The 12309-nt window shown below is 71.3% G+C and carries 13 protein-coding genes; 10 read left to right on the top strand and 3 right to left on the bottom strand.

Annotation, left to right across the window (positions count from 1 at the left end; translation table 11 throughout):
- Positions 1–197: 197 nt before the first annotated feature.
- Positions 198–827 carry an SMI1/KNR4 family protein gene (locus C1N81_RS44085; RefSeq protein WP_394437546.1) on the bottom strand — a complete coding sequence of 210 codons (630 nt, stop codon included), beginning with the start codon at positions 825–827 and terminating at the stop codon, positions 198–200.
- Between the two features lie 171 nt (positions 828–998).
- Positions 999–1868, bottom strand: coding sequence for a ketopantoate reductase family protein (locus C1N81_RS44080; RefSeq protein WP_394437545.1), 870 nt, complete (start codon positions 1866–1868; stop codon positions 999–1001).
- 70 nt (positions 1869–1938) lie between these two features.
- Here C1N81_RS44080 and C1N81_RS44075 point away from each other — a divergent pair, with 70 nt between their 5' ends.
- A complete protein-coding gene (locus tag C1N81_RS44075; RefSeq protein WP_394437543.1) occupies positions 1939–2568 on the top strand; it encodes a TetR/AcrR family transcriptional regulator in 630 nt (209 codons plus the stop codon).
- 91 nt (positions 2569–2659) lie between these two features.
- On the opposite strand, the gene C1N81_RS44070 is transcribed toward C1N81_RS44075, so the two are convergent.
- A complete protein-coding gene (locus tag C1N81_RS44070; RefSeq protein ID WP_394437541.1) occupies positions 2660–3679 on the bottom strand; it encodes a LuxR C-terminal-related transcriptional regulator in 1020 nt (339 codons plus the stop codon).
- 183 nt (positions 3680–3862) lie between these two features.
- Here C1N81_RS44070 and C1N81_RS44065 point away from each other — a divergent pair, with 183 nt between their 5' ends.
- The 9 genes from C1N81_RS44065 (at position 3863) to C1N81_RS44025 (ending at position 12290) form a co-directional block, all read left to right on the top strand.
- Entirely contained in the window at positions 3863–4222 is a 360-nt protein-coding gene (locus C1N81_RS44065; protein WP_394437540.1) for a hypothetical protein, read from the top strand.
- Between the two features lie 222 nt (positions 4223–4444).
- A complete protein-coding gene (locus C1N81_RS44060; RefSeq protein ID WP_394437538.1) occupies positions 4445–4915 on the top strand; it encodes a helix-turn-helix domain-containing protein in 471 nt (156 codons plus the stop codon).
- 175 nt (positions 4916–5090) lie between these two features.
- Positions 5091–5492 (top strand): cobalamin B12-binding domain-containing protein, encoded by a 402-nt coding sequence (locus tag C1N81_RS44055; protein ID WP_394437537.1) that lies wholly within the window; start codon positions 5091–5093, stop codon positions 5490–5492.
- Entirely contained in the window at positions 5489–6796 is a 1308-nt protein-coding gene (locus C1N81_RS44050) for a methylaspartate mutase (protein ID WP_394437535.1), read from the top strand. Before C1N81_RS44055 ends, C1N81_RS44050 begins: the two co-directional genes overlap by 4 nt.
- 85 nt (positions 6797–6881) lie before the next feature.
- On the top strand, positions 6882–7883 hold the full coding sequence (locus C1N81_RS44045; protein WP_394437533.1) for an asparagine synthetase A: 1002 nt from the start codon (positions 6882–6884) through the stop codon (positions 7881–7883).
- Positions 7880–9187: a glutamate synthase-related protein gene (locus C1N81_RS44040; protein WP_394437532.1), complete on the top strand. Its 1308-nt coding sequence runs from the start codon at positions 7880–7882 to the stop codon at positions 9185–9187. Before C1N81_RS44045 ends, C1N81_RS44040 begins: the two co-directional genes overlap by 4 nt.
- 24 nt (positions 9188–9211) lie before the next feature.
- Positions 9212–10426, top strand: a complete 1215-nt coding sequence (locus tag C1N81_RS44035) for an MFS transporter (protein ID WP_394437530.1) — start codon at positions 9212–9214, stop codon at positions 10424–10426.
- On the top strand, positions 10419–11813 hold the full coding sequence (locus tag C1N81_RS44030; protein ID WP_394437528.1) for an amidase family protein: 1395 nt from the start codon (positions 10419–10421) through the stop codon (positions 11811–11813). Before C1N81_RS44035 ends, C1N81_RS44030 begins: the two co-directional genes overlap by 8 nt.
- A 270-nt stretch (positions 11814–12083) precedes the next feature.
- On the top strand, positions 12084–12290 hold the full coding sequence (locus C1N81_RS44025; protein ID WP_394437526.1) for an MbtH family protein: 207 nt from the start codon (positions 12084–12086) through the stop codon (positions 12288–12290).
- The last annotated feature ends 19 nt before the right edge of the window (positions 12291–12309 follow it).

Here is a 12309-nt window from a genome sequence, read left to right as displayed (position 1 = left end):
CGCCGGGGCACAACGATCACCGTCAGTCGGTCCTGGCCGACGGTGATCACATCGATCAGACCGGGTGCATATCAGAACGGGGACAGATCCGACCCGGGCACTGCCCGGCTCAAGGGCTGCGGCGCTACCGAGGCCGACCTTGTTCGCACGGCGGCCAGACCCTTGGGACCAAGCCGGCCGGTAGCGGCCGACCACGTTCAGTGCAGTGCCACCCAGTCGTCGGCCGCCCGGGTGAGCCACGAACTCTTTGGATCGTCCCAGATCAGACAGCCGTAGACGGTGCCCGGCACCTCCGACGAGCCCATCAGATCAGCGGGCCCCACGGTCAGGGTGCGGTGAACGGCCGTCAGGTAGGCGGCAATCGACGGGTACCGCGGAGCGTCGATCCCCTCGGGGAGTTCCCAGGAGCCGACGCCGTCGGGGCCCGCGTAGTGGCCGGACTCGGGCCCGGCCTCGTCCCGGGTGAGCCAGGGAACGACCGGCGCGCCCCACCCGTGGTCACCGCCGAGAAACACCGCGGACATCGCCTGCCCCGGAGTGAGGAGGACTCCGCCCGGGAGGAAGGCTCCGGAGGCGACCTCTTCCTGCTCGTCGCCGTCGATCTCCAGGTGCTCCACCCCACCGCAGAGCCGCCACAGCGCCGTCAACTCGGCGGGCAGTGCATACCCGAGGCGTTGCCTCAACCGACCCTCCGCCGCGGCGATGTCCTCCCCCGGCGCCGGCGGCAGCAGGGAGGCATACGACGCGGGCGCGTGCTCCGCCAACCAGCGGGTCAGAGCGTCCCACGCCTCGGCGAGGGCTTCGTCCTCCGGGCTTCGCATCGGCATTCGCCCACCGTAGCGACGCGACGTCGACCTCGACGCGGTCATGGAGTCAGGGGGTCATGGAGTCACGGAGTCATGGAGTCACGGGATCAGAAGTTTTCGTCCTTGAAGAAAGCGGAGGCGGGCCGCGGGACGGGCGGCGACGTGCGGGGGGAGTCTGCCGCCCCGGGCCGCTCAGCGGGCTCCCGCAGGGGTGCGGAGCTGTTCGGCCAGCCGCTCGAGTTCGGCCACCGTGGCAGGTGAGCGGTCGCTGAGTCCGCTGTGCACGGCCGTCGGGCTCTTCAGGAAGCGCCGGAGCGCGGCGACAAGGAGCCCTTCTGGCAGCACCCGCAACGCGCCGAACGCCCGAGGTACCGGTGGTGTCTCCATCGCGGCGAGATTCTGGCGCATGAGGCGGAGCATGGAGCGAACCGCGGCCGGGTCGTCGCTCAGCGCCACGGGGCCGCCCGCCGCGTGTACCGCCTGACCGAGCGGCACTTCGAACGCGGCGTGTGTCCTGAGCCAGGCGCCCATGTGCGGCTCGGCCTTGGCGTTGATCCCGGCGGTGCGGAACCTCCCCACGATTCGTTCCAGTCGCGGGGTGGTGCGGCCGTCGGGCTCACCGAGCGGTATCGCGACCCGGCGGGTGACGACGTTGGTCTTACGGTAGCGGACCACGTCGCCGTCCATCGTGCCGCCCGTCATGGGGAAGCCGAGCAGCACCCGCTCGTGGCCGAGCACCGCGCCCAGCGCCTCCGGGCCTGCTGCCCAATTGAGCAGGAACAGCACATCCCCCTGCACGTCAGCGAGTGCCTCCATCACCGCATCCACCTGGTGGGTACGGACGAGGACGGTGATCAGGTCGTACCTGTCGCCCGGGTGCTCCGTCACCGCTACCGGCACGCTCCTGACAGGGCCGTTCTCCTCGGCGAGCTGCACTCCCTGCCGGCGCAGGGCGGTCAGGCGCCTGCCCCGGGCGAGGAGTGAGACATCGTGGCCGGCCTCATGCATGCGGGCGGCGAACAGGCTGCCGCAGACTCCGGCGCCGTAGACGAGCAGCTTCACGACACGCCTCTTTCATACGTTCGTTATAATCATACGTTCGTTTCATTCAAACATATGTAGAGTCCTCCGTGTGGCGACCCCCGACACCCGCACCCAGCTCCTCGACGCGGCCGAGCACCTGTTTGCCGAGCACGGTTACCGCGGCACCTCGATCCGCGCGGTCACCCAGCGCGCCGGAGCGAACCTGGCCGCCGTCGGCTATCACTTCGGCTCGAAGGCGGAGCTGATGGCCGCGGTCGTCCGCCGCGTCATCGAACCCATCACCGCTGCCCAGCACGCCGGGCTGGACAAGGTGCTCGCCCGCACCCCCGAGCCATCGGTCGCCGATTTGGTGGAGGCATTCGCGGGACCGCTGTTCGACGAGATGCCGGCCGACGACGAGGGCGGCGCCCGGAGGTCCCGGCTGATCGTGACGATCCTCAGCGACCCCGCCGAGGAGGCACGCAGCTGGACCGGCGCGGCCGACGACTCGGTCCGCGAGCGCTACTTCGCAGCCTTCGCACGCGCCCTCCCCGGTCTTTCCCCGGAGGAGCTGTCCTTCCGTATGCGGGGGATCTTCGCCGTGACGGCCATCGACCGCCTCCAGGTCCACCAGCAGCCTTCCCCTGGCTGCGCGTCCCCGGTAGCGGGCGAGGCGGCCCGGCGTTGGGCGATCACATTCCTGACGGCAGCGATGAGCGCGCCGGCGGCGCGGCCCTGACGACCCGACACTGACACCACCGCCCGCGGCAGCTCGACAGGGGGACCGCGCAGGGACGCACCAGGCCGGTCCGGTGCTGCTAAGCCCCCCCTCACTCCTCCCCCGTCAGCCATCCCGTCGCCACCGCGCTGGCGCCGGCCTGGAAGCGGCTGCGGGCTCCCAGCTTCTCCATCAGGTTCGCCGCGATGCGGCGGGCCGTGCGCGGGGAGATTCCGAGGCGCTTGGCGACGGCCTCGTCCGTCATGCCGCGACTGAGGATACGCAGGACCTCCAACTCCTGGGCGGTCAGATCTCCGCCGTCCCTGTCCCGCGGGTTGGCGCCCCAAGGGGCCGCTGTGGCCCAGTAGTTGTCGAAGAGGGCACACACCACGTCGCCCACCTCCTTGGCTGTCATCAGGAGTGCCTGCGGTCTTCGGCCGCGGCCTTCGTCCGTTCCCGCGTCCTTGCCCTCCGTGGGCAGGATGACGATGTCCCGGTCGATGATGGTCAGCCTCACCGGTAGCGTCGGTGTGGTCCGCACCTCCGCGCCCCGATTCGACAGCCTCGTCATGTGGGCCGCCGTGGGCGGGTCGTTCACCGCGCTGGCGAGGTACATGGCCCGTACGCGCACCCCGCGTTCCAGTAACTCCGCGTACTGCGGTTCGACCGCGTCGATGTCGGTGGCACACTGGGCGCCGCCCGGCACGAACGTCATGACCTCCTTCCCCGCCTGGCGCATGAAAGCCCGGATGTGGTCCTGGATCTCCTCGGCGCCGTCCAGTTGCTCGATGTCGTGCGAGGCCTGGCGTGGCCGGTCGGAGGTGAGATCCGCGAAGGCCACCGCCGCGACGTGCAGTTCTTCCATACGGTGCTGCTCCGCGGCGAGCTGTTCCTGCTGCTTGGTGATCAGTGCTTGAATGCCGAGTTCCGGATCGACGGCGTGGAAGACACGTGAGGCATCGACAGAAGGGCGGACCAGAGCCAACTCGCTCAGTCTGTCCAGCGCCGCGCGCAAAGCGCTGTCGGACAGGTCCAGCTGTTTACGGATCTCCGTCATACCGACTTGCGGCCGTACCAATAATGCCCGGTAAACCCGCACGCACGTATCGTCCAGACCCAATGCGTCCAACACGTGGCCCCCTGGTCTTCTCGCCGTCCTTCTCGGCTTTTACTCCGGTCCCTCCGGTACCCGGCAACTCAGGCTGTAATCAGCAAAGTTGAGCGAGCAACACCGACGGCGGCCTCTTTTGGCATTGGCACAGTCCGCCCCCGAGTTCGCCTTGCGTCCGCATTACGCCCCGCCCACACTCCCCGTATGTATTTGGTTCATGTACGGGGCCTGACCGCTGCGGCCACCTCGAACCCTGAGCGACTGCGGGCGCTGGTGCGCTGCTGCGCCCGGCCCGGTGACCATGTCGAGCACATCAGTGTCCATCTCGGCACGGGACCGCTGATCCTCGGCCTCTTCATCGACGCGGCATCCGCCGTCGAGGCCCGGACCGTCTCACGTACGGTCATTGTGCGCGCCGTTGACCTCGATGTTTTCCTTCGCTGCTCCGACGCTCCCCGTTGTTCCGTGGTGGAGTGGCCGGATCTGGTCAGCGGAGCCGAGGAGGCGGCCGACGGCCGTGGACGGTCTCTGCCGCGGCCGGATCAGGACGGCGGTCCGCGGTAGCCAACCGCGGTGCGATGCAGCAGCGTTGCTCTCGCGGCGGGAAAGCGTCCCCGTCGTCCCGCAGGGTGGGGGCCGCACCGGTGAACAGCGGCAATTTCCGGTTCAGGGTGCGCGACCCCGGGGGGACAAAGCCTGCTCATTGTCCATTGCCGTTTACACCTACCATTGCCTTCCTTTCCGTCGCTCCCTCGGAACCGCAGGCAAGGGAGGGAGGGAGAGATCGTGTTGAGGAGGGACGCGTACGTCGGGCCTTCGACCCGCCAGCGCGAACAGGCACACACCCGTGGTGAAGAGTGGGGCTTCGGATCTCTGCTCCAGAGCTATCGCGCCGAAGAAGGACTGACTCAGAAGGAACTCGCGGACCTTTCCGCGACGAGCGTGCGAGCCATTCGGGACCTGGAGCACGGGCGGGCCGAGCGGCCCCGCCGGGACACGGTTCGGCTGCTCGCGGACGCTCTTCGGCTCGACGGACAACGCCGCCACACCTTCGAGTACGTGGCCCGGCGAACCCACCCGTCCCCGACCCGGCACGAGACCGGTTACGAGTACGCGACCGTACTGCTCAGCGCCCTGTCCCCGGAGTCGGGGGACGGCCAGTGGGCCGAGGCCCTCACCGGCATGGGCCGGCAGCGATGGCAATTGATCAGTGTCGACCAGGGCGTGGCGTTCCTGGAGCGCAGCCTCAGCCGCTGACCCGCCGTTCCGTCCGGCAAGCGGCGATCGTCGGTCCGCCGCCCCCTTTTCAGGCGCGGGTGCTTACCTCTTCCGCGACCTGCCGTACCTCACCGCTTCGACGAAAGAGACGAGCAAGGTCTTGCAGTCACCACAGACACACAGCCAGAGCCGGCCACGTGACCTACGCACCGTCGTGACGAGTCTGGCTTCGGACGCGCACACCTGGAACCTCGTGCACCTCCAGCTCATGCTGGAGGAGTGGGGGCACCGCGTGCACAACCTGGGAGCCTGTGTCCCCGACGCGTCGCTGATCGACGCCTGCGTCCGGTACACGCCCGACCTGATCGTGATCAGCAGCGTCAACGGCCACGGATTCCAGGAAGGCAAACGGATCATCGGCAAGATCCGTGCCCGCGACGAGCTCGCCCAGGTCGCCGTCGTCATCGGCGGGAAGCTGGGCATCAGCGGCCCGGGCGGCGCCGACCAGGTCGCGGCGCTGACGGAGGCCGGCTTCGACGGCGTCTTCGAGGACAGCGGCGGAATGGCCCCCTTCCGGGCGTTCCTGGACCGGATGCCGCAGGGCGTGCCGTCGTGAACGGCCCCCGGCGTCCCGCCCAGGCCTCCTTCGGCGCGTTCGTCGCGCGGGCGGCCTCCGACGGGCGGCTCGTCGTGCAGCCGCGGATGGGGATGGCGGACCCCGCGGACATGCGGGCCGGCCTGCGCGCCGTACGCCAGGCGGGCGTCTGCGCGACGGGCACCATCACCCTCGACAGCTTCACCCGCGTCGGCGACCACGCGGCCGCGCGGGCGGCGCTGGCCGCCGGGGACGACCTCAACGGCTACCCGATCGTGGCGTACGCGCCGCGGGTCACCCGAGGGGTGCTGGACGGGGTGCACGACCCGTCCTTCCCCGTTCAAGTGCGGCACGGTTCGGCGCGGCCACAGGACATCTTCGCCAAGCTCAGCGCGTGCGGGCTGCATGCCACCGAGGGTGGGCCGCTCTCCTACTGCCTGCCCTACAGCCGTGTCCCGGTGGCGGAGGCCGTGCGCGCGTGGGCCGAGTCGTGCCGGGTGCTCGCCGAGCAACGCGCGCACGGACTTGAACCGCATCTGGAATCCTTCGGCGGCTGCATGCTGGGGCAGTTGTGCCCGCCGAGCCTTCTGGTGGCGATCAGTGTCCTGGAGGGGATGTTCTTCGGCCACCACGGCCTGCGGAGCGTGTCGTTGAGCTACGCCCAGCAGACGCATCCGGACCAGGACGCCGAAGCGATCCACGCCCTGCGCACGCTGGCCGCCGAATTCCTTGCGGACCTCGACTGGCACGTCGTGCTCTACAGCTACATGGGCGTCTTCCCCCGTACCCCGGGCGGTGCGACGGCGCTGCTGGAGGAGGCCGCCCGGCTGGCCGTGCGCACCGGCACGGAACGGCTGATCGTCAAGACCGTGGTCGAGGCGCACCGGATTCCCGACATCGCGGAGAACGTCACCGCGCTGCGTGTGGCGAGCGCCGCGGCCGGTCGGGCCGCTGCGACGGTGCGGCCGGCCGCGGCGGACACCGGGATCCTCGCCGAGGCACGCACGCTCGTGGAAGCCGTACTCGATCTCGACGCCGATCTGGGTGCCGCCCTGGTCCGCGCGGTCGCGCGGGGCTACCTCGACATCCCGTACTGCCTGCATCCGGACAACGTGGGCCGGACCCGGGCCCATGTGGACGCCACGGGCCGGCTGTGCTGGTCGCAGACCGGCGCCATGCCGCTCGGTGACACCGTTCGCGGCAGGGACGAAGACACCACAGCGGAGCACTTGTTGCGCTCCCTGACCTACGTGGAGCGCGCCTTCGACGACGCGGCCCTCGAACAGACCATGACGGCCTCTCAGCGGCGGCTCAGCAACCGCTGACTTCCCTGAGCACGGGCCGACGACTCACGACTCATGACACACGACACACGCCACACGTCACACGACACCAAGGAGACCGCACGCCATGGACACCCTTGTGGAAACCCCTCTGCCGCCCACCGACCCGCGGGACCACCTGACGTCGCCCGTCACCCGTGCCGTGTTGCGCGTCCAGCACACGATGCTCGCCGCGGTCCGTGAGTACCTGTCCGAGCAGGGGTTCACCGAGCTGCTGCCGCCGGTGATCGGACCGGTCACCGACCCTGGAGCCCGGGGCGCCAAACAGGTCGACGTGGACTACTACGGCCACCGCTACAAGCTGATGACCAGTGCGATCCTGTACAAGCAGGCCTCCTTGACGGCCTTCGACCGGATCTTCTGCATCGCGCCGAACGTCCGTCTGGAGCCACTGGAGACCAGTGACACCGGCCGGCACCTGGCCGAGTTCCACCAGATCGACGTGGAGATCGCCGGGGCCTCGCGCGAGGACGCCATGGCGGTGGCGGAGAACATCGTGCGGCACGCCGTGCGCCGGGTCGTGGAGCGGTCCGCGGAGGAACTCGCCACGCTCGGGCGGGACACGGACGCCTTCACCGGTCTGCTGACGGGGACGCCCTTCGGACAGCGCACCCACGCCTCGGCCGTGGCCGACCTGCACGACCTCGGTCATGCGCAGAGTCCGGACGCCGAGATCGACTGGGTCGGCGAAGCGCTGCTCTCCAAAGGGTCGGACGTCCCGTTCTTCGTCACGGACTACCCCAAGGGGTCACGCGGCTTCTATGACAAGGAGAGCCGCGACACGCCGGGCACCTTGCGCAACTTCGACCTGTTGGCGGCCGAGGGATACGGCGAGTTGTGCAGCGGCGGCGAGCGGGAACACGAATATCACACGATCATTGCCCGCATGCGAGAGACCGGTGAGAACCCCGCGAAGTACGCCTGGTATCTGAAGATGGTCCGCGAAGGCATCCCCGCGAGCGCCGGCTTCGGCATCGGCCTGGAGCGCCTGACCCGGTATGTGGCCGGTCTGCACGCCGTGTGGCAGGCCAGTGCCTATCCGAAGACCCCGGGGGTGGTGTCCCCGTGAGCGGCCTGCGAGCGGACGGCTTCCCCGCCGAGGCGGTCCGCGCCCGCGCCCGCCGCGGCCCGGCGGCGGCCTTCCCCGACGTCGAGGACTACGGGCACGCTCTGTTCGGTGCGGGCACGGTTTCCGGTGCGGGCACGGCTTTCGGCGCGTCCACGGTCCAGGAGCGCGATCCCCTGGACGCGGCCCGGTTGACGCCCCCGGTCTTCGTGCCCGAGCGGCTCGAGAAGCTGATCGAGCTGGCCCGTGAGCCGTTGCACAGCGACGTGGATCTGCGGACGACCGTCGGCGGGTTCGCCTCCGCACTGCCCCTGTACGTGTCGGCCTTCGGCTCGACGCAGGTCGCCGGGACCGGCCTGGGCCGCGCGGTCGGCGCGCAGGCCGGAGCCCTGGGCGTCCCCATGGTGATCGGCGAGAACGTGGCACCGGTCAACGGCTCGGGCCGGCTCTGCGACGACGTCACGTCCGGGCTGCTGGGACGAGTGCGCGCCTACGCGGACACCGTGCCCGACGGAGTGGGCGGCGTCGTCATCCAGCAGAGCACGGAGGACGCCGACGCCGAGGTCTGGAACCTGGTCTACAGCGACCCCTCCGCCAGGCCGCTGCTGGACAGCGGGCGGCTCGCCCTGGAGCTGAAGGTGGGACAGGGCGCCAAACCGGGCCTGGGCGGTCTGACGGTCGTCGACAGCTCCCAGGCCGCACGGCTCGCGGAGCAGTTCGTCGTGGAGCCGGTCTTCGACGCCGCGACGGGACGGCTGCTGCGCTGCGCCAGCCCCGGCACCTTCACCGAGGAGGTACTGCGCCAGCAGATCCGGCTGATGCGCAACAACTACCCGAGGGCCCGGGTCTGGGTGAAGCTCCCGCCGGGCCGGGACGTGGGCCACGCGGCCGGCATCGCCTGGGCCGCGGGCGCCGACGCTGTCACGGTCGACGGAGCCGAGGGCGGCAGCGGCTGGGCACCCCGCGCGTTCCTGTCCGGTGTCGGGTTACCACTGTCGGAGTGCCTGCGCCGCATCGGAACCCCGGAGGGCTGCCTGCTGGTGTCCGGCCGGATGTGGGAGGGAACCCGCGCGGTGAAGTGCCTGGCTCTGGGGGCGCGGGCGGTGGGCCTCGGGCGGGCGGCGCTGCTGGCCGCGGACGAGGACCCGGAGGCGGGCCTGACAAGGCTCGTGGAATGCCTGGCCCTGGAGATGCGGATGCTGGTCAGCGCGCTGGGCAAGTACCGCGTGGACACGCTGTGCGGCGACGACCTGTGGGTACCGTCCGAGCCGCAGGTGCCGGACGCCGCACCGGCGCGGGTCGGCTGAGCGATGCGCAGTGGTGATCAGACGGTGCCGCGCGCAGCGCGCTCCGGCCCGATGTCCGCCCGCTACCTCTCCTTCGTCGGCAGCATCGGGCTCTCCAGCATCGGCGACGCGGCGTGGACCATCGCGCTGGCCTCGACGGTCGTGGGGAAGACCGACGCGACGACCGCCGGAGCCGTCCTGGCGCTGGCCGGTGTGCCGCGGATCTCCGCCCTGCTCGGTACGGGGGCTGTCGCCGACCGGTACGGCCCCGTCCGGGTGATGGTGGCGTCCGACGTGGTGCGCTGCGCTCTGATGGGGGCCGCCGCGCTCGCGGTCCTGGCCATCGGGCCGTCGGTGCCGCTGCTCATCGCCGTCGCCGCGCTGCTCGGTCTTCTGGGCGCCTTCTTCCTGCCCGCCAGTGGCGCGCTGCGACCGCTGCTGCTGCCGCCGGAGGAGCTCGTGCGGGGCAACGCCCTGTACCTGATGGGGTTGCGGGCGGGCCAGACGGCGGGCGGGCCCGTCGGAGCGTGGCTGCTCGGGCTCGGTGGCATGGTGGCGGTTGCCGGGGCCAACGCGGTGAGCTTTCTGGTGTCGGCCGTCGCGGTGTCGCGCAGCCGGCCCCCGGCTGCGGCCGAACCGCCGACGGCACGGCCGAAGCTGATCAAGCAGATCGCCGAGGGTCTGCGGTATGCGGCGGGCCACCGGGAGCTGCGGCTGCTGCTCGCCGCCGGCGGGCTGGTCGGGCTCGCGGGCGCGGGGCCCATCAACATCGGACTGGTCCTGCTCTCGGAGCACCTCGGGGCGGGCGCCGCCGGTGCGGGTGTTCTGCTGTCCGCGTTCACGGTGGGCGCGGCGGCGGCGTTCCTGGTGAGCCTGGTGCTGCCGGTCCGCCGGCACCCCGGCGTCGGGGTCGTCGTCAGCGTGACAGCGCAGGCCGCGGCGCTGCTGCTGCTCGGTCAGGTGGCGTCGGTGGTGGCGGCCGCGGTCTGCTATGCGGCACTGGGGGCGGCCGGAGCCCAGGCGAGCCTCGTCCTGGTGTCGCTGATCCAGCGTCACGCGGCGACACCGATGCGCGGCCGTGTCATGGCGATCGTCTCGCTGCTGGACTTCGTCGCGCCGACCATCGGCAACGCCGCGCTGGGCGCGGCCGTCGACGGTTTCGGCTTCCCGGTGACCCTGGCACTGCACGCTGTGGCCGCCGCCGCGGCGCTCGCCCTGTTCCTGTCCTCATCGGCCCTCCGGGGGGCCCGCCTTGACTGACCTGACCGCTGCGTGGCCCGCACTGGCGCCGCTCCGCCGTCAGCTGCGACGGCGCGAGACGAGCGCGGTCGGGCTGGTGGAGCTGTGCCATACACGCATCGCCGCCCTCGACCCGGAGCTCCACGCGGTCCTGGCCCTCGATCCGTCCGCCATGGCGCGGGCGCGCGCGGCCGATCGCCGGTACGCGCAGGGCCGCGCGCGGCCCCTGGAGGGCGTGCCGGTCCTCGTGAAGGACAACATCGATACGCGCGGGCTCGCCACCACAGCGGGATCCCCGCTCCTGGCGGCGGTCCCGCCGCAGGCGGACGCCGCAGTGGTGGCTCTGCTGCGTGGCGCCGGCGCCGTGGTGGTCGGCAAGACGAACCTGTCGGAGTGGGGCAACTACCGCTCGACGCGGGGCATCGAGGGATGGTCGGGGGTCGGCGGGCAGACGTGGAACCCGCACGCGGCCGGGTACAGCCCCGCCGGTTCCTCGTCCGGATCGGCGGTCGCGGTGGCCGCCGGTCTGGCCCCGCTGGCGGTCGGGACCGAGACGGACGGCTCGGTGGTCTGCCCGGCGTCGGTCACGGGCGTGGTCGGCGTGACGCCGGAGCGGGGTCTGCTGCCGCTCGCCGGGATCGTGCCGGTCTCCCCCGCGCTCGACACCCCCGGAGTACTCGCCGGTTGTGTGGACGACGCGGTCACCGTGCTCACGGCGCTGGCCGGGGAGCCGCCGGTCCGTGTGCCACCGCCGACGCACCTGCGGCTCGGGGTGTGGGCGGGGCAGTCCATGCATCCTGCCGCGGAACGGGTCATCGACCAAGTGGCCACGCGCCTGAGCGCCTCGGGAGCGGTGGTGCGGCCGGTCGGCCTGGCCGTGGACGCCGACGTGTTCCGCGCGGCCCTGGACGCCCTCGCGGCGGAGTTCCGGCCCGCTCTGGAGGCCTACCTGGCCACCCGGCGCGGCGCCCCGTCGACACTGGCGGCGCTGATCGAGGGCAACGGGGTCCTGCCCGCACCGTTCGGCCAAGACCTGTTCGAGCGCGCGCAGGCGGTCACCGGCCACCGGCGTGCCGCGGCGGCGGCCAAGCGGGCCCGTGCGCGCCACTGGGCCCGCAAGGTGCTCGGCGAGGTGCTCGCCACCCACGCCGTCTCCGCGATCATCGCGCCGACCAGCGACCCCGCCTGGCCGGTGGATCACCGCGGCGGAGACCGGCCGGCCCGCAACACCACTACGCTGCCCGCGCTGGCGGGGTTCCCGAACGTGAGCGTCCCGGCCGGTACGCACGGGCCGCTCCCGGTCGGCGTCTCGGTCTTCGGCCCGGCGAGGACGCACGACGTCCTGGCGATCGCCGGAGCGGTCGAGGCGGTCTGCGGGCCACGGCCCCTTCCGCGCCTCGGGCACTGAATCTGCCGCCCAACTGCCGCCGGGACTGCCGGAGGACGACTCCGGTCACGCCTAGTCTCAAGTGATCCCGAGCGTATGGAATCTCAGGTGATCCCGAATGTACGGGGTCTCAAGTGACCCCGCGCGTACGGGTGTCAAATGCCCCCGAGCGTACGGCGCTTCGCCTTCGCGGCGGAGCCCGGGAGAGAGCGGTCCGCGCTCGACGCGGAGAGCGTCGCAAAAGCCACCGCCGCCCCTCGACGTGGAGTCCCGAGGAGAAGGAGCTTGACGATGACCAACCCCTTCGACGAGTCCGACGCGCCTTTTCTCGTCCTGGTCAATGACGAGCGGCAGCGCTCGCTGTGGCCGGCGACGATCGACATCCCCTCCGGCTGGACGGTGGAGCACGGGCCGGACGACCGGGCCGCGTGCCTGGAGTTCGTCGAGACCCACTGGACGGATCTGCGGCCGGCAAGCCTCGCCGCGCTGCGCGGGTGACGCCACGGCGGAGCGCCGA

The organism is Streptomyces sp. SGAir0957 (assembly GCF_043523415.1).
This window is presented reverse-complemented; position numbering and strand designations above follow the sequence as displayed.